Genomic DNA, 17,082 nt, shown 5'->3' with positions numbered 1-17,082 from the left:
TGGGGGGTATACAAACGCTTGTAGTGCGGCCTGGAACGGCTTGTCGCGAAGCAGGCCGACATCCTCGGCGAACATCGTGAACATGGCACGCATCAAGAAACGCGCGACCCGCTCGCCATCCAGACCCCGCCCCTCAAGCGACGCTGAGAGCTTGGCAAGTTGCTCCGCCACCTCGCGCGTGACGGCGCGGCCACGGATCGCGGGATTCAGCGACTCGGGGTTCTCCCACACGGTGCGGAGAAACTCAATGTTCTCGTCGTCACGCCAGAGCGTCCGCAGATCAATACGGCGCCCAGCATTGACTCCGCCATAGCTCCCTCCCCAGCGGTCGTACACCAGGAGCGTGCGGGCCACGTTCATCACCATCAGGTACGGCGGAGGCCCGTGCGCCACGTCGCCCGCGTAGCCCTTGGCCTGCCCGTACGCCGCACCCAGCACGCGGTCGGCGCCGGCACCCGCCTCGGTATGCTTGGCTTCGAGGATGAAGTGCCCTTGGCGGTACAGGTCGATGAAGTTGGTGACGTCCCTCCCGCTCTTCCGGTCGGTGGTGGTCACTGGATACTCGAACTCGTACCCCGACCCGCGCGGCCGCGGAAGCTCTACGCCCAGCGCGGCGCAGAACTCGGTGGCGTACGACTGGAAGTTGGCGCGCTCGGCGGCGGGAACGGCGTCCCACTTTTCGGCGAGGGCGCGGAGTGCGGGGCTCTGTGGATGCACGATGATGTACGTGGAGCGGACGGCGGGAAGGGGCGCGTGAGGGATGCGCCGTTTCCTGAAACTTACGACGCCGTCAGCGAGCGCGACAGCAAGCGGCTACGGCGGTGTTCGCGGAGGAAGCGCGCGGCTTTCGGAGCCGGGCCGGAGCCCCCATCCCGATCTCCAAACCAGCTGTATCAAAGGTGCTTCAGGAACTCGGCACCGCCCACACGATGCCCGCGAAGCACGTCGAGCACGATCTCTCCCTCGCGCGGATGCTCCAGGACCACGTTCTTCTCGAACTGCCACGCCGAACCCGGCTGGTTGGCATCCGCCGGATCGACGAAATGGACGTACGCGCGGCTCTCCCACGCCGCACGCGTGCACCCCGCGAGCGCTTCCGCGAGCCAGGGCAGATCCGGATGCTGCTCGCGCGCCAGCGCCACGAGCCAGGCGGGATCGTACGGCTTCCAATCCATGTCGTGAGCGTGTGGGCGGTCAGGAATCCGGCGCGGGTTCGATGTCCAGCAGTGTCAGCACTGTCGAAGGCTCACGGATCCTGGATGGAGCACCAGATCTCGACGGTGCCCGACCCGGTCTGGGGATCGAAGCGCTCGTCGTAGCGCTCGAACTCGGGGGTGTTGGCCATCCGATAGCCGGACCGGGGCAGCCACTCGTGCCAGATGGCATCCCACGTGGTGTGGAGGGTCGAAACGTGCCCGTGGTGCGTGAACACGGCGTAGCGCTGCGCGGGAACGCGCATCCGTCCGTACTCGGGCGAAAGCGCTTCCAGCGAGGCTACCTGCACGCCGGTCATGTACTCGAACCTCTGCTCGTCGGGCCAGGCGCCGCACATCACACCGTACGTCGTGGCGCTCTGCTGGCCAGGCACGGGGCCCATCTGCACGAACTCTTCCCATTGCGCCACCATGCTCCGCTGCGCATCGCGGTACGAATGCGTGCGGCGCAGGCCGCCCAGCAGCATGGCGGGTCCGTCGGCGATCCGGTCCGGCTCGATTGCGTTCATGGCTTCAATCACGATCGCGAATGGTCAGCTGAGAATTTCGTCCAGGAACTCGTTGCGGAACTTGCCGTGGGGGTCGTATCGGCGGATCAGTTGCTCGAAGTCCGCGAGTTTCGGGTACCGGGACCGCAGCACGGCTGGCGGCATGGTGAACAGCTTGGCCCAGTGGGGAACCGGCGTGAAGGGCGCGAGCTTCTGCTCGATCAGCGGCAGCAGCGCGGCCACCGAATCCCACTCCGGCTTCCACGTCATGTGGATGGCCACGCAGGCCCGCTGGTAACAGGGGCTCATCCAGAGGTCGTCCGCGGCGACGGTCCGGATCTCGGAGATGAACAGGTGCGGAGCCATGTGCTCCCGCAGCTCTCCGATCGCCATGATGGCCGCCCACGCGTGTTCGACTGGGATGAAGTATTCGGAATGCAGCTCGCTGCCGACGCTGGGGGTCTGGCCTATCCGGAAGTGGGGCAGGCGTTCGTGCCAGGGGCCGGGTACGCCCATCTGCGGAGTGCAGCGGTCGGCGGGTTGGCCGTCCACCGGGTGCACGTCCGCGGCGGCGAGCCGCGCGCCGTGGAAGTCCGCCGCGGCCTCGCTCCACCCCGCTTCACCGACGCGGCTCTTGATCCAGACCTGGCTGATGCTCTTTCGCGTCCAGTCGGTGAACAGGCTTACGCTGTAGCCGCTCGCCATGATCTCGTCGAAGCCGTCTCGCAGCTCGGACATCGGCAGGTGGAGGTAGACCACCTGCGCCACGTCGAAGGCGGGCTGAACGTTCAGCGTGAGCTTCGTGATTACGCCCAGGGCGCCGAGCCCCACCACCGCGCCGGGGAACGCGCCTCCATTATCGCGCGAGAGGGTGACCACCTCGCCGGCAGCGTCGACGAACTCGATCGCGGCCGCCGCCGTCGCCACGTTCCCGTTCGCCGAGCCCGAGCCGTGGGTGCCCGTGGAGCACGCGCCGGCGATGGAGATGCCCGGCGTCGACGGCAGGTTGTGGAGCGCGAAGCCGCTCGCGTGCAGGTAGCAGCACAGATCACCATACGTCGCGCCCGCCTCGACCGTCACGGTGCGCGCCGCCGGGTCCAGCGACACCACCCGGTTCATCCGCCGGAGCGAGATCAGGGTGTCGGTACTGTCGGCGATACGGCTGAACGAGTGCCGCGAACCGAGTGCGCGCAGCTTCCGGGATCTCCTCACCACCTCCTGCACCTGCTCGACGGATTGCGGATGGTACACGCGCTCCGCACGGTACTCCACGTTGCCGGCCCAGTTAGACAGGCGCGTCGTCGCGTGCGTGATCGGGACTACCGGGTCCATCGATGGATCACTGCCAGATGCCGAGGGCGCGCCGAACCAGCACCAGCTGTCCCACGTGGTACGCGTTGTGGTCGGCCACCAGCAGCAGCTCGCGCAGGATGGTCTGCCCCGTGCCGTGCGGGATGGCGGCGAACAGGTCCACGGCGGGATCGGCCGCGAGCTGCTTCAGGGCGCTGCGATCGTCACGGAACGCCGACGCAGAATGGTTCCACGCGTCCGGCGAAGGCGGCGCGGCCGACGAGGGCCAGTAGTCGTCCGGCCACTTCGGCTCCACGTAGCCGGGATCGCGGCAGAAATCCAGGATGTCGCGCTGGGTGAACCGCAGGTGCTCCAGCAGTTCCCAGGCGGAGTGGGGCAGCCCGGGAGGACGGATGCCCTGATAGTTGGACTCGATGCCCTGCACGGCGGCGTCGAAGGTAGCGTGTGCATCCTGCCAGTCCAGCAGGCGAACCAGGTGGCTGCGGAGCGAATCGGTCGACATGCGCAATCGTGAAGATTCGTGTGGAGCACGGCGGCGGACAAGCACCGAGCCCCGCCGCTCTCGGGAGCTTCACGTTACGCGCGCACAGCCGGCTTCTGCCAGACCAGCGAGTACCGCCAGAAGAGGTGGCGGCGCACCACGGCGCCCGGCAGCAGACGCTCTCCGAGCGAGCGAACGTCCGCCAGCGTGGGATAAACGTCGTGCCGGGCGTGCTCGGACCAGGCGCGGCGCACGTCGGGCGGGTCCCGCAGCCGGCCGTGGTGCCAGGCGCGGAGCACGAGATTGCAGGGCCACGCCGCGGCGCTCCACGCGAAATCCGCGACGCTCCGCGGCTGGTACAGGTCGAGGACGAGCAGCACGCCGCCGGGCCGCAGCGCCGCGCGCATCTTCTTCAGCGTGTCCTCCAGCGGCAGGTGATGCAGCGTCGCGAGGCAGGCGATGCAGTCGAACGACTCGCGCGGCAGGTCGCACGAGGAGACGTCCGCCTGCGTGAACTCGATGTGGGCCACGCCCCGCGAGAGTTCGCGGGCGCGCCGCACCATCTCGGGAGCAAGATCCATCGCGGTCACCCGCTCGAAGTGCCGGGCGAGCAGGCGCGCGAACTCACCGGTTCCACAGCCGATCTCCAGCGCGCTCTCCCGCCTCGCCGGCAGGGAGCGCAGCAGGAACGGGTGATAGTGCCGGTTGTGGTCCCACCGCCCGTCGTCGAACCCGGCCAGGCGGTCGAAATCGGAGGCGATGCGCATGGCCGGGGCCGCGCCGGCGCGCTCGGGCGTGCGAGTCAACGGCGGAACCCGTGGGAGTAGCGAAGTACCGTGGAAATGCCTTGCATGTCGCTCATCATGGTGCGCTGCGAAGACCAAGGCGGCCGTGCCCCGGGAGACGCGTTCAACGCGGAAGGAGCGCGCCTTGCGGAACGGCGTGCTGCGCCGTTTTGGGGAACTCGATCGCCCGCGCGAGCCGGGCAGCGGAGGGGAACCACGATGAACCGTGCCGCGCGAGCCACCCTGCTGGTGGCGGCGATGCTCCTGCTCGCCGGATGCACGTACTGGAAGCCGCCGACCCCCGCGCCCCGCTACGCCCTCTCCGAAAAGCAGAGCCGCGTCCTGATCACCCGGCGCGACAGCACCCGCGTGCAGATGTCGCGGGCCGTGCTCTTCCGCGACTCCATCAGCGGCACGGTGAACGGCCGACGGACGGCGGTGGCGGTTTCCGACATCGCCTACGTCCAGTACCGCCGGCCGGAGCGCGTGCAGACGCAGGGGGTCACCGGCATGTTCGTGGTCGCCGGCCTCTTTCTCGTCACGCTCGCAGGGCTCGCCTTCCTTTTCCCGGACGACTGATGCGCATTTCTCGCTCGATCACCACCGGCGCCGTCGCGGGGCTGCTCCTGGGGGCCTGCGCCCCGGCCGTGCAGCGCCCGGTCGCCGAGCAGATCCTCATGCACCGGGGGCGCGACGTCGAAGCGGTGATGGCGGATGGGCGCCGGGTGCGCCTTGCCAACCCCCAGGTGACCGCGGACAGCGTGTACGGCGCCTGGACCGCCGACTCCGGGGGGCAGCCGGTCCGGGTGGCCGTGGCGCTCGACGAAGTTCGCAGCATCCGCGTCGTTTCTCCCTCCGCGATGCAGCGCGAGATGGGGGGCGCTGGCCGCCAGGAGACCGTGCTGGCCCCTGCTGGCGGGGTTGGCCCTCCTCGCGCTGCTGAGCCTGGGCGCGGCCATCTTCTAAGCGCTTCAGCGGCACACCGCGGCCATGGCCACGTCTTCGCCGCGCGCGATGCGCCTCACGTCCAGGTACTGCACATTGGGGGAGACCCAGGTACAAGCTCATCGTACCCGAGGCGGGAGGGACCGGGATGGATCCTACGGATTGGGCGGCGCCGGCGTGCTCTGGTCGGACTCCCACGTAAAGCCGTACCGGAAGCGGTGCTCACCCTCGGGATTGTCGGCCCGGACGGTGAATACCCGGCGCGTCGCCCCGGGGGGAACCGCCTCCCGCAGCCGGTAGACCTCGCACCGGCTCTTGATGTTCAAGCACTCCCTCAGGCTGACGCTCGTGACCGTGATGGGGACCGTAGACCTGTTCTCGACCACCACGTACTGAATGCGCCCGTCGTTCCCCGCTTCCAGCCGGGTTCGGACGTTTTCGCTGGTCGCAGGAATGTACGCAGGCTGGCTTTTCGGAGCGCAGCCACTTGCGACAGCGGCCAGGGCGAGGGGCGCGAACCAGCGGTGCAGGCGTGCGATCGTCATGTGAAAAATTCCAGAGTGTGGATGAGAATCGCGGGCGGAAAGGATGGCGCTAAACCTTAGGCGGCTCGGTACCGATCGCAAGTCAGGCGAAGCACGCCGATCCGAGCGAAGGCCTGCCGCGCCCGGGCAGACCCTCAGCGGCACACGGGCGCGGGGGCGACGTCTTCCCCGCGCGCGATCCGGCGCACGTCCAGGTACTGCACCTTCGCCGGCTCCGTGGGCGCGAGGGTGATGGAGACGCGCAGGTCGGCGTCGCGGCACCGCATCCGCCAGCTTCCGCGCAGCGCGTTCTCGGCCAGGAGCGTCCCCTCGTTCCGGCACTCGCCCCCAACCTCGCGGATCAGGCGGTCCATCGCCACGCGCCGGCGGTCCTTGGGCTCGTCCAGGTACAGGTTCATCGCCGCCAGGCTGTCGGCCAGGGGCTCGCTCCAGCGCGTGACCAGGCGCGTCACCTGCTCCTGCCGCTGCAGCAGCACCGGCGCGGGCTGCGGAACGCGCGGCTCCAGCCCGCCCGTCCGCGCGAGCATCGCCAGCGCCTGGTCCGTCGCCCCGCCCCAGCCGGTGTAGGTGAGGTTGCCCATGGCCACGATCCCCACGCCGTGCTCCGGCAGCCAGCGCATCAGCGAGCCGAAGCCCGGAAGCCCGCCGCTGTGAGAGACGAGGGTGCGGAACAGGCACGTCTGCCGGATGCCCAGCCCGTATCCGTACCCGCCCGCGGTCAGCACGGTGGTCCCCGCCGCCGTGTCGCGGACGACGGAGGCGCCGCTGAAGCGCCCCACCTGCTGCATCTCGCGCAGTGACGCGCGGCGCACGGGGCCGGGCTCGTCGTCGTCGCGCGGCGGCCACGCATCCAGCATCGTCCCCACCCAGCGCGACAGGTCGCTGACGGAGGTGAGCATGCCGCCCATGGGCCCGAACGCGCCATCCGGCAGCTGCGGCTCCTCGATCCACTCGCCGTCGCGCAGCCGGTAGCCGTGCGCCAGCCGGTTCGGCGGCACGGCCGAGGCCTCCAGCGTGGTGGAGTTCATCCCCAGCGGCCGCAGCACGCGCTCGACCAGGTATCGCGGGTACGGCATCCCCGAGACGTTGGCCACGATGCGGCCCAGGATGGCGTAGCCGAAGTTGGAGTACTCGTAGCTGGTGCCGGGCGCGGTGGAGAACGGGATGCCGCCCCGCATCATCGCCGACATCTCGTCGTTCGTGGCCGCCAGCTGCTGGTCGCCCCAGGGGTTGTCCTCGGGAAAGCCGGCCGAGTGCGTCAGCAGGTGGCGGATGGTGATCTTCGGCGCGTCGCGGGTCGGATAGCGCAGCGAGGCGAGCTCGGGCACGTAGCGCTCGGCGGGGTCGTCCAGCGACAGCCGCCCCTCGTCGCGCAGCTGCAGGATGGCGGCAGCCGCGAAGCTCTTGCTCATCGACGCGATGCGGAACACCGTCGACGTGTCCACCGGCGCGCGAGACGACAGCTCGCGAAATCCGGCGGTGCCCACGTGCGCCAGCCGCCCATCCACCACGATGCCGTACGCAATGCCGGGCACCCGCGACCGCGCGGCGAACTCGCGCATCATGCTGTCGATGGCCGGGAACGCGGCGCTCAGCTGCTGCAGCCGGCGCGGGTTGGTGAACGCGGCGGGGGGGGCCGCGCTGCCGGCGGAGGGCTGCGCGGGGGCGGCGGACGGCGCCAGGGCGAGCGATGCGCAAAGCGCGAGGAGAAGGGAACGCGTGGTCATCGGGTCCTCCCGGATGTGCGCCGCGGCGGGGTCGATCGCGGATCCCACCACTATGCACCCGGAGACCCGCAAAGCACCAGCGGCACCCGCCGAAACCAGGCCGCCGGCCCCCAGGCCCGGACCTGCGGAACATGCGGGGGAGGTTACATCTCGCCCTCGCGCAGGTCGATGCGCGTCTGGGGCCGGTTGGCGCGGGTTTCCGAAAACGGAACGGTGGCCTGGCGGATGGCGTACGGCGCGCCGCCGGGGCCTGCGTGGGCCTTGCACACGACCTGGAACGGCGCACCCTCCAGGCGGAACGACCCGTACGGAGCCTCCAGTTCGATGCGGTAGTTGGCCTGTGCATCCACCCGGGCGCCTCGGCCGAACCAGGGTTCCGGATCGTGCGCGCTGAAGCACTGCACCCAGACCCGGCCGGTGTAGTTGGGGCCGGTGCGCACCTGCACGTGCCCGGTTACCGTGGCGTAGCCGTCGGGCTTCTCGGCGGAGCCGAAGGGGCAGGCGTTCAGGACGAGGCCCAGGGCAGAAACACCGGCCATGCGGATCATGGGATTACGCTCTCTGAGGGCGATGGGCGTTGGAGGGGCATGCGGCCGGCCGTCAACGCCCGAACCCCCCGATCCCGGACGCGGGCGTCAGGCGTCGGCGGCCGGTTCGATGTCCACCAGCGTCCATCGCCTCCCCTCGTCGAACTCGAAGCCGATCCGGGCGCGTCCACACGTCACCTCGTGCGGTCCGTACTCGTCGCTGCCCTCCGCCTTTTGCGTGAGCGGGCCCAGGAACGCCTCGATCCGGGCGCGCGGCGTGTCGGCGGTCACCTCCCACAGCGTTCCATCCGCGAACCGGAAGCTGAGCCGGCAGGGCTGAAAGTCCGGGTACCTGCCCAGCTCCGTGTCGCCGAAATAGGCCTGGAAGTAGCAGGTAAACAAGTTGATGTGGCCATGCTTGTCGGGCCATACCTCCAGCGCCAGGGGCGCGAAGTCCCACTGGAATACGCGCTGGGGCCGGGGATTGCTCGGCCGGCCCAGCGCGCGCAGCGCGGACATCGGCGCACCGAGCGGAATGCCGTTCAGCTCGCCCCGGCCGATGTCGAAGACCAGCGCAGCCGGCTGGCACTCGGGCCAGTCCGCGGTGGGGTCCTTCCGGCGAAAGAGATCGAGCAGCGACATTCTCGCACGTCCGTGAGGATCGGGTGGACCAGGGAGGAGACGTTCAGCGCCGTCAGGACCACTCCGCCCGGGTGATGCGGTAGTGCGCCAGGCTGCGCTCGGGGCTCCACTTGGGATACTTGTTGGGGATGATCCCCTCCAGGCGAAAGCCGGCTTTTTCCAGCACGCGCCGCGACGCCGCGTTCTCCCGCAGCGGATAGGCGTTCACCTCCGCCAGGCCCAGCCAGCCGAAGGCGAAATCCACCGCCATGACGCACGCGCTGGTGGCGTAGCCGCGGCCCCAGTAGGGCACGCCCACCCAGTATCCCAGCTCCGCCGCTCCGCCGGCGCCCTCCACGTCCGCCAGGCCCACCACCCCCGCGACGTCACCGTCCTCTACGCGCAGGGCGAACACGTATTCGCGCCCGGCTTCGCGCCTGGGCAGCAGGTCCGCGATCCACCACGCCGCACCGCCCTCGGGGTACGGCTCGGGAAGGTTGGTCATGGCCGTCACGAGTGGATCGCGGGCCAGCCGCTGGACGGCGTCGGCGTGGTCGGGGCGGATGGGCTCGAGGCGCATGCGGATGGCTGCGTGCGGCGGGTGCGGCAGTGGATGGAGCCGGCCGTCGCGGAAGCCGAACGACGTCGGGTTAGGGATGGATTAGCGGGGCCGCTGGCGGGGTTCGGAGGGGCAACCCTGGCCGGGTGCGCCGGGCTCGTACTCGTCGGTCCCGGCACACGGCCGGGCCCGCATGCGAAAGCTACAACGCCCAGCCGGATATCGCGACCATGAAGACGCTCCTTCTCGCCGCCCTGCTCAGCACCGCCGCCGCGGCTCCCCGCCCCGCCGACGCGCCCGCCGCCCCGCCCGACTTCACCGGCGCCTGGACGCTGGACGAGGCCCAGAGCACCGGGCTGCCGCCGTACTACGCCGAGATCCGCAGCCACCGCCTGGCCATCACGCAGAACGATTCGCAGCTCCACGTGGGGGTGGAGATCGAGAACGCGGAACCCGAGCCGCTGAAGATGGAGTTCCTCTACTCGCTTTCCGGCGTGGAAACCGCCACCCAGACCCCCATCCGCACGCCGAACGGAAACATGGTCGTGCCCACGCGCCTCAAGGCCACGCGCGGGGGCGACGGGCGCATTCACATCACCATCACCCGCGAAATCCAGATGCGCGACCGCACGGTGACGGGGGTGGTCAACGAAGTGTGGGAGATGCGCGCTGACGGTGCGCTCGTCGTGCACCGCGTGGACCAGATGCCGGACGGCCGGGAAATGCGCGCCGACATGGTCTTCGTGAAGAGCTAGCCCAGCAGGCCGGGGTTCAGCCGCCAGACGGCGAACGTCAGCGCCGTGGCGAAGCCCACCCACAGCAGGTAGGGAAGCAGGAGCATTCCCGCCAGCGGCCGAATGCGCCAGAACGCCACCAGGGTGAGCGCGACGAGCACCCCCAGCAGCAGCACGTCTCCAAAGGCGAGCGCACCCCGGCGCCAGGCGAAGAAGAGCCAGCTCCACAGGGCGTTCGCCGCGAGCTGAACTACCCACAACGAGAGCGCGGCCCGTGCACCGGCAGGGCCGCGCTCTCGCCACACCAGCCAGGCGGCGACCGCCATCATCAGGTACAGCACCGTCCACACGGGCCCGAACAGCCACCCGGGAGGCGCCCACGCGGGACGCGCCAGCTGCGCGTAGAACGAGGCGGCGTTCACGCTGGCCCGGCCCCCGATCGCCGCCGCCGCGAAGGCCACCAGCAGCCACCCGCCCAGCCCGATCCATTCACGCCGCGTGGAACTCGCCATCCCGTCCGATCCTCCTGATCCACGCGCCGCCGACTACTCGGGGCCGGTGCGGTCGAATCCGCTGTAGTCGAAGGTGAAGGTGGAGCTCGCCCCCAGCGCGGCCACCCGCTCTACACCCCCGGGACGAATGGAGCCGCCACCGCGCGCGGGGAGCCGAAGCGTGCTTCCGGCGACGCCGCGATCCTCGTACACCACGTAGGTCGAGCCGAACGCGCGATCGCCGCGCAGGTAGTCGAAATCCAGCCGCCGGATCAAGTAGCTCTGCGCATCCACCGTGATCACGCCTCGGATCCCGACGCCCTCGCGCCGCGGCCGCACCGGGCGAAAGCGCAGCACGTACGCGCCCTCCACCTCGTCGAACGAGGGCTCCAGGCAATGGTCGCGCAGGAACTCGTCGTCCAGCAGGTCCGTTTCCTGGGGCAGGGTCAGGTAGCCGCCGTCCATGTACCCTTCCGCCCGCAGGCGCGCCCGGCGCCGCTGCTCGCGGACGAGAACGGAATCCGGCTTGTTGACGAAGGTGTCCACCTTCATCGTGCGGGTGGTGCCCCGGATCCGCCACCGCGCGCGGATGTCCTGCCGCATGATACGCGTGTAGCGGTACTGCAGATTGAAGGCGCGCCGGGTTTCCACCCCCTTCTTCGCCTCGTTCCAGAGCGCGGCGAGGTCGCCGTCGCTCGCCAGCTGGTCCGCCGTCAGGCACCGCCCGCCCTGCACCGTCACCGCCTCCAGCTGAACGGGCCTGGCGCTGCCGCGGAGCTCGTGGACCAGCGTCTGGCCGGGGCGCACGCGCAGCACGGGCGACTGCGTCCGCTCGAACCCGATCTGCTCCACCTGCAGGCGATACTCCCCGGCGGGCACGCCCTCGAAGCGGAAGCGGCCTTCCGCGTCGGTCACCACGCCGCGCGCGGTCCCCTGTCCCGCGGGAAGCAGGCGCACCAGCAGCAGCGGCAGCGGAGCGCCGTCCGCCGCGTCGCGGGCGACCCCTTCGGCCGCTCCGAGGGCGTCCTGGGCGGCCGCGAGGGAGGGGGCGGACGAAGCGAAGAGGAGAAGCGCGGCGGCAAGGCCGGCCGCACGAAGGTGCCGGAGGATCATCGGGAAGCCTGGTCGGATGCTGCGGCTGGGTGATGAGAGCGGGCCCTCAGCCGGTGGGCGTGCCGCTTCGATGGCTCAAGTGTAGCCGCTTTCACGCCTTGCCTGTACATCGTTGCTCCCGGCGGTGACATTCGGCGAACGAACGGTGCAATCCGGCTGTCGAAGGGGCACGGCGGGCGGGCGAAACGGGCATTCGAGTGCCCAAAATCACGCCCGGAACCCGGCCCCGAGCCGCGGCCGCCCTTACGGAACGGGGTCCCCGGTGTGATCTTCGGATTCGGTGGTGCCCCCTAGGGAGGGAGCGAGTGAACCCGCCGCTGGGAAAGCGGTAAGCCACGCGCGCCACACCTGCCGAAGCGCGATTCAGGTCTCCCCCTCCCCTGCGAAGCGGGGGACGGGGGCCGGGGGGAGGGGGCTCCCAAGGCATGCGAGGCACCCTCTCGCACCCCCGACCGAAGTTCTCCCCTCTCCGCACGTAGTTTGTGCGGGGAGGGGCCGCGGGAGGGGCCGCCCGCGGCAGGGACGAGAACCCGTCGAGCCGGTCGAAGTTCCTCCGTACCTCCTTCTCCCCCTCCCCTATCCTCGATGCCCAGCGGTTCCGTGCCCGCATCCCCACGCCGAATGCCGTTTCCCGAGCACGCACAACGCTCCCCGTCCGGACGCCTGGGCACGTTTGAGCAGGTGCAGCTCCTGGTCGTGCTCTGGATCCTCCTTTCCGAAACGTTCCGTGGGGGCTTCGGCGTCGCGCTGCTCCCGGAACTCCCGCAGCCCGGCCCATCGACTCCGGTCGATATCGGCGCGTGGCTCCTGCGCATCGCGAGCGCCACCGCGTATCCACTGGCCGCCATCGTGGCCACGCGCCGGCTTCCGCTCTGGCACCGAACGACGCGGCACGCCGGCTACTTCCTGGGCGTGCTCGCCACGCTGCACGCGATGGTGTTCCTCGCCGCGCACCTGGTGAACGGCACGTTCGGCTGGCTCTTCCACCTGCACAGGACCTTCGAATTCGTCGTCTTCACCGTGTTCGCGCACGGGATGCTCTACGGCGAGCGCTACCACGAAAAGGAGCGCGAGGAGCTTCGGCTGCGGGCCGAGATGGCGGGAAGCACGGCCGACCGCATGCGCGCCCAGGTGCGCGCGCTCAAGATGGAATGGAGCCCGCGGTTCCTGACGGGAACGCTATCGAGCATCGGCGAGCTGCTTGGGCGCGACGTCGCGGCGGCCAAGCGCCTGCTGATCGCGTTGAGCGCGGTGCTCAGGCGCACCCTGGCCCACGCGCGCACGGAGACCGTGCGCCTGGAGCAGGAGGTGGAGTTCGTGCGCGAGGTGCTGCGGGTAGAGGCCCTGCGGCGCCCCGGCGTGGACGTGGAGTGGGCGATGGACGAGGCGACGCTGGAGATGCCGGTGCCGCACATGTGCCTGCTGGCGATGGTCTACCAGGCACTGCCGGGCGCCGAAACCGAGCGCCCGCTGCGCATCCGGATCTCCGCCGCGCCGGACTCCGACGGCGTCCGCATGTGCGTGGATGTGCACGGCATCGCGCCGGACCCGGCCGCGCTCGAGGAGCGGCGGGGAGTGGGAGACGGCGCCGGGCACGGAATCCAGCGGATTCCTCTCGGGCCGGACGGGATGCGGCTGATGCTGAGCTGCCCGTCCATGCCCGCCGCGGAGGCGCCGGTCCGTCCCGCCCTCGATCGGGCGAAGGCGGATGCGCCCGCGCCTCCGGCTGGGGACGAAAGGCCCATCGGCAGGAAGCTGGAGTTCGGCACGTACGCGGCGTTCGCGCTGTTCTACACCCTGCTGACGCTGTACACGGCGAACCTGCGCATTGGCGCCGGGCGCGTGGGCCTCACCGCGCCCGCCTGGCTGTACGTGGCGGGAATGGGCGCGTACGTGGCACTGTGGTGGGCGTCGATGGCGGGCACCGCGCGGGTTCTGTCCACCCGCTTTCCCATCCGCCACGGCAACTGGCCCGGGCGGCTGGTCGTTCACCTGCTCGGAGCACTCTTCGTCGCCATCCTCAACGGTGTCGCGTACTACCCGTTCCAGCGATTCGTGATCGAAGGTGGAAAGGTGACCATCGGCTTGCTCTCCAACTGGGACTGGGGCGACATTGCCGTGTACCCGCCGCTGGTGGGGATCGCGCACGGGTTCATCTACGCGCGGGAATACCACGCAAAGCGCATCTCGGAGCTGCGCCTGCGCTCGCTGCTGTCCGAGAGCGAGCTGGCCCGGACCGGCGCGGAGCTGCAGGCGCTCAAGGCGGAGCTCAATCCCCACTTTCTCTTCAACGCGCTGAACACGGTGTCGTCGCTGATGCACACCCGCGTGGACGAAGCCCGGCGCGTGGTCGCCCACCTGTCGGCGCTCCTGCGGCGCGTGCTGGAAAGCGGCGCGCTGCAGGAGGTGGCGCTGGAGGAAGAGGTGGAGTTCGTGCGGCTGTACCTGGAAATCGAGCAGGCGCGCTTCGGCGAGGCGCTGCGCATCACGTACGACCTGCATCCCGGCACCCTGCGAGCGCGTGTGCCTCACCTGCTGATCCAGCCGCTGGTGGAAAACGCGGTGAAGCACGGCCTGCGGCCCCGCGGCGGCACCGGCCAGGTGCGCGTCTCCGCCCGGCGGGCGGACGGCTTCCTGGAAGTGACGGTGGCGGACGACGGCGTCGGCCCGGCGCACGCCACGCCGGAGGACGGCACCGGCACCGGCCTGGCGAACGTGCGGGAGCGGCTGCGGCAGATGTACGGCCCGGAGCACGCCTTCGAACTGGTGCCCACGCCCGGCGGCGGAGCCACGGCCCGCGTCCGCATCCCCTTCTCCGACGAACCACCAAACCTCCCGGTCGATCGGTCCGCCCGAACGCTGGAGGCGGTGTGAGCGACAAGATCCGCGTGCTGATCGTGGACGACGAGCCCCCCGCCCGGGCGGAGGTCCGGCGCCTGCTGGAGACGCAGCCCGACGTGGAGATCGTGGGCGAGTGCGCCAGCGGGGCGCAGGCCATCGCGCGCATCCAGGCCGACAAGCCCGACCTGGTGTTCCTGGACATCCAGATGCCCGAGGTCACCGGGTTCGGCGTGCTGCAGGCCATCGGCCCACAGGCGATGCCGCTGGTGGTGTTCATCACCGCCTACGAGGAGCATGCGCTGCGGGCGTTCGAGGCGCACGCGCTGGACTACCTGCTGAAGCCGTACGAGGACGAGCGGCTGTTCGCGGCGCTGGACCGCGCCCGCGCACGGCTGCGCGCCGCCGGCCAGAAGGACGACGGGCGGCTGCAGGCGCTGCAGGAGTACCTCGCGGAAGCCAGGGGAGGAACCTACCCGGAGGTCTTCGCCATTCGCGTGGGAGAGCGCTACCAGGTGGTGCGCGTGGCCGACATCCGCTGGATCGAGGCAGAGGGCAGCTACGTGCGGCTGCACCTGGTGGAGGGCGACCGCCTGATGCGGCAGTCCATCGGCGACCTGGAAGAGATGCTGCTGGACGCCGCGAAGTTCATCCGCATCCACCGCTCGGCCATCGTAAGCCTCGGGCGGATCGTGGCGGTGGAGCCGCTGTCGAGGGCGGAGTACACCGTCATCCTGGACAACGGAGACCGCGTTACGTGCAGCCGCGGCTACCGCAACCAGCTGCGGGAGAAGGTGTTCTTCTCCGGCTGAAGGCTGGCGGGGCGGATCAGGGCATCAGGCTGCCCAGCGCCTCGGCCGCGCGGCTCAGCTCCAGCGCGTAGTCGGGCCACCAGGCGCCCGCGCGCGGGCCGCCGTTGCAGTTGCCGTCGGACTGGCCGGGCATCTTCACCCACAGGAACGCGTCAGCCAGGGGGTGGCCGGTGTTGGTGGTGGGCGCGCGGCCCAGCGCCTGGTTGCGGGCGTTGCACCACTCCGGCACCACGGGCGTGCCCCGGCCGTTGCGGCTGGTGTCGATGATGAAGTGCTTGCCGCCCACCAGCCGGCTCAGCCGCTCGCCGTACGCCAGGTTCACCTGGACGTTGTGGAAGTTCGAAACGTTCAGCGCGAACCCCTGCGCCCGGTCGATGCCCGCGCCCCGCAGCAGCGTGGCCATGTCGCCGGGCTGCCGCCAGTTGGCGTTCCCCGCGTCGATGTACACGGCCGCGCCGCCGGCCGTCATCGTCTGCACCGCCTCGCGCATCAGCGCCATGCGCTCATCCTTCAACCGCACGGGCAGGCAGTCCATCGAGGGGAGCGCATCCGGCTCCAGGATCACCACCGCGCGCCGGCCGCGCAGCCCCCGCGCAAAGTCCTGGGCCCAGCGGCGATAGCCGTCGCCGCTGCGCGCGCCGCCCCTGGAGTGCAGCCCGCAGTCGCGGTTGGGAATGTTGTACGCCACCAGCACCGGCAGCGCCCCGGCCGCGCTGATCTGCGTGACCAGGCGGTCCACCTCGGCGCGGATGTTGGGCACCCAGTCGCCCACCCAGATGGCCTGCGGCTGGTTGGCGATGCGCATCATGTGCGCGGCGTCGGCGGGGCGCGCGCGCTGCCACGCCGCCGCCTGCCGCCGCGCAAGGGAGGTCGGATCGACGTACAGCCGCTGCCCGCGGAAGGGGTTGGCCGCCTGCCCCGTGCTGGACGACGCCCACAGCACCAGCCCCGCCACCAGCACCAGGAGCGGCAGCACGCGCCATCCCGGCGCGCGCCGGAGGGCCGGGGCGAAGGCGGGCGCGGGTGCCGCCGGAGCGGAGTCCGGCGGGGAAGGCAGGGTACCGCTAGTCCGCATCGTCGGCGCGGCGATGGCCCGCCTCTTCGGGGGGAAGCGCGCCCTTGGCAACGCCCATCTGCTTCATCATGTACGTCTGCCGCGCCATCAGGATGCGCGAGGCACGGATGTCGTAGTGGGTCTTGATCATCACCCCGGCCAGGTCGGCGCCCGCCCACAGCAGCGCGGCGAACACGATCAGGCGGATGGTGTCGCCGATGATCAGCCCCATGCCCACCCCGCCCGGCGGCCGGTCGAACCACCAGTAGCCGAACTGGAAGAGCGCCAGCAGCAGCACCACCATGGATGCCACCCGCACCACCAGGGTGGCCACCTCGAGACCCTTGATGGGTTCGAGGTCCTCCTCGCGCACCTCCACCCCCGCGAGCATCGGCCGCCGCTTGCCGCCGTCCGTCTCGCGTCCTTCGTCCTCGGAGTGCTGCATCGTTCCTTGCCGTCGATGTCGAGTGATGTCTGCCTGCACCCGCCTTCCGTCCGCCCGCTCGGCGCGGGGACGTGCGGGAACGGCGCGAACGGCCGTGCCTCGCCTGGGAGGAGTGCGCGGCGCGCCCACTATCCCATGATGCAAACCGCGAACCGAAGCAGCGCGCGGTCAGCGTTCCCCGTTCCGCCGCTCACGCAGCCGCTCAAAGCCGGCCTTCCATCGCACGCGCGCCTCGCGTGCGGAGGCACGATTGTCATCCCGATGGACAGACCGTGTCAAAACCATCGAAGCGGCCCCCCCGCGGCCCCATCCCAAGCCCGTGTGGCGTGCAGGTCGTCATGGGGACGGCTAAGCCGCTCAGGAAGCCTGTGAGGGTGCCCCGCCAGCCGTGT

At 70.4% G+C, this 17,082-nt stretch carries 19 protein-coding genes; 4 read left to right on the top strand and 15 right to left on the bottom strand.

Features of this window, described 5'->3' with window-relative positions:
* From VGB24_RS09655 to VGB24_RS09630, 6 genes are all read right to left on the bottom strand, one after another.
* Positions 1–717, bottom strand: a 717-nt coding sequence (locus VGB24_RS09655; RefSeq protein ID WP_331072736.1) for a type IIL restriction-modification enzyme MmeI, incomplete at its 3' end; no start/stop codon positions are given.
* 176 nt (positions 718–893) lie between these two features.
* Positions 894–1,175: a hypothetical protein gene (locus VGB24_RS09650; RefSeq protein WP_331072735.1), complete on the bottom strand. Its 282-nt coding sequence runs from the start codon at positions 1,173–1,175 to the stop codon at positions 894–896.
* Positions 1,176–1,246: 71 nt separating this feature from the next.
* Positions 1,247–1,723 carry a GyrI-like domain-containing protein gene (locus VGB24_RS09645; protein WP_331072734.1) on the bottom strand — a complete coding sequence of 159 codons (477 nt, stop codon included), beginning with the start codon at positions 1,721–1,723 and terminating at the stop codon, positions 1,247–1,249.
* A gap of 24 nt (positions 1,724–1,747) precedes the next feature.
* Positions 1,748–3,034, bottom strand: a complete 1,287-nt coding sequence (locus tag VGB24_RS09640) for an FAD-binding protein (RefSeq protein WP_331072733.1) — start codon at positions 3,032–3,034, stop codon at positions 1,748–1,750.
* 7 nt (positions 3,035–3,041) lie between these two features.
* On the bottom strand, positions 3,042–3,515 hold the full coding sequence (locus VGB24_RS09635) for a DinB family protein (RefSeq protein ID WP_331072732.1): 474 nt from the start codon (positions 3,513–3,515) through the stop codon (positions 3,042–3,044).
* Between the two features lie 74 nt (positions 3,516–3,589).
* Complete coding sequence (locus tag VGB24_RS09630; RefSeq protein ID WP_331072731.1) at positions 3,590–4,300, bottom strand: class I SAM-dependent methyltransferase; 711 nt, start codon at positions 4,298–4,300, stop codon at positions 3,590–3,592.
* Positions 4,301–4,498: 198 nt separating this feature from the next.
* On the opposite strand from VGB24_RS09630, the gene VGB24_RS09625 reads away from it, so the two are divergent.
* On the top strand, positions 4,499–4,858 hold the full coding sequence (locus VGB24_RS09625; RefSeq protein ID WP_331072730.1) for a hypothetical protein: 360 nt from the start codon (positions 4,499–4,501) through the stop codon (positions 4,856–4,858).
* Between the two features lie 521 nt (positions 4,859–5,379).
* On the opposite strand, the gene VGB24_RS09620 is transcribed toward VGB24_RS09625, so the two are convergent.
* The 5 genes from VGB24_RS09620 to VGB24_RS09600 all read right to left on the bottom strand — a co-directional run bounded on the left by VGB24_RS09620 (position 5,380) and on the right by VGB24_RS09600 (position 9,224).
* The gene (locus tag VGB24_RS09620; protein ID WP_331072729.1) at positions 5,380–5,769 is read right to left on the bottom strand and encodes a hypothetical protein; all 390 of its coding nucleotides are present in this window, start codon (positions 5,767–5,769) and stop codon (positions 5,380–5,382) included.
* A gap of 134 nt (positions 5,770–5,903) precedes the next feature.
* Positions 5,904–7,496, bottom strand: a complete 1,593-nt coding sequence (locus VGB24_RS09615) for a serine hydrolase domain-containing protein (RefSeq protein ID WP_331072728.1) — start codon at positions 7,494–7,496, stop codon at positions 5,904–5,906.
* Positions 7,497–7,639: 143 nt separating this feature from the next.
* Positions 7,640–8,035, bottom strand: coding sequence for a hypothetical protein (locus VGB24_RS09610; RefSeq protein ID WP_331072727.1), 396 nt, complete (start codon positions 8,033–8,035; stop codon positions 7,640–7,642).
* 96 nt (positions 8,036–8,131) lie between these two features.
* Positions 8,132–8,665 (bottom strand): hypothetical protein, encoded by a 534-nt coding sequence (locus VGB24_RS09605; protein WP_331072726.1) that lies wholly within the window; start codon positions 8,663–8,665, stop codon positions 8,132–8,134.
* A gap of 52 nt (positions 8,666–8,717) precedes the next feature.
* The gene (locus VGB24_RS09600) at positions 8,718–9,224 is read right to left on the bottom strand and encodes a GNAT family N-acetyltransferase (RefSeq protein WP_331072725.1); all 507 of its coding nucleotides are present in this window, start codon (positions 9,222–9,224) and stop codon (positions 8,718–8,720) included.
* A 209-nt stretch (positions 9,225–9,433) separates the two neighbouring features.
* On the opposite strand from VGB24_RS09600, the gene VGB24_RS09595 reads away from it, so the two are divergent.
* On the top strand, positions 9,434–9,958 hold the full coding sequence (locus VGB24_RS09595) for a hypothetical protein (RefSeq protein WP_331072724.1): 525 nt from the start codon (positions 9,434–9,436) through the stop codon (positions 9,956–9,958).
* On the opposite strand, the gene VGB24_RS09590 is transcribed toward VGB24_RS09595, so the two are convergent.
* On the bottom strand, positions 9,955–10,449 hold the full coding sequence (locus tag VGB24_RS09590) for a TspO/MBR family protein (RefSeq protein ID WP_331072723.1): 495 nt from the start codon (positions 10,447–10,449) through the stop codon (positions 9,955–9,957). The two genes, VGB24_RS09595 and VGB24_RS09590, sit on opposite strands and share 4 nt — an antisense overlap.
* Before the next feature lie 33 nt (positions 10,450–10,482).
* Positions 10,483–11,541 (bottom strand): carboxypeptidase-like regulatory domain-containing protein, encoded by a 1,059-nt coding sequence (locus tag VGB24_RS09585; RefSeq protein ID WP_331072722.1) that lies wholly within the window; start codon positions 11,539–11,541, stop codon positions 10,483–10,485.
* A 681-nt stretch (positions 11,542–12,222) separates the two neighbouring features.
* Here VGB24_RS09585 and VGB24_RS09580 point away from each other — a divergent pair.
* Entirely contained in the window at positions 12,223–14,415 is a 2,193-nt protein-coding gene (locus VGB24_RS09580; protein WP_331072721.1) for a histidine kinase, read from the top strand.
* Positions 14,412–15,191 (top strand): LytTR family DNA-binding domain-containing protein, encoded by a 780-nt coding sequence (locus VGB24_RS09575; RefSeq protein ID WP_331072720.1) that lies wholly within the window; start codon positions 14,412–14,414, stop codon positions 15,189–15,191. Before VGB24_RS09580 ends, VGB24_RS09575 begins: the two co-directional genes overlap by 4 nt.
* Before the next feature lie 16 nt (positions 15,192–15,207).
* On the opposite strand, the gene VGB24_RS09570 is transcribed toward VGB24_RS09575, so the two are convergent.
* Positions 15,208–16,266, bottom strand: a complete 1,059-nt coding sequence (locus tag VGB24_RS09570) for a glycoside hydrolase family 6 protein (protein ID WP_331072719.1) — start codon at positions 16,264–16,266, stop codon at positions 15,208–15,210.
* Entirely contained in the window at positions 16,256–16,690 is a 435-nt protein-coding gene (locus tag VGB24_RS09565) for a hypothetical protein (RefSeq protein ID WP_331023434.1), read from the bottom strand. The genes VGB24_RS09570 and VGB24_RS09565 overlap by 11 nt, the downstream gene beginning before the upstream one ends.
* Positions 16,691–17,082: the final 392 nt, after the last annotated feature.

It is taken from the genome of Longimicrobium sp. (assembly GCF_036399935.1).
GTDB lineage: Bacteria > Gemmatimonadota > Gemmatimonadetes > Longimicrobiales > Longimicrobiaceae > Longimicrobium.
This window is presented reverse-complemented; position numbering and strand designations above follow the sequence as displayed.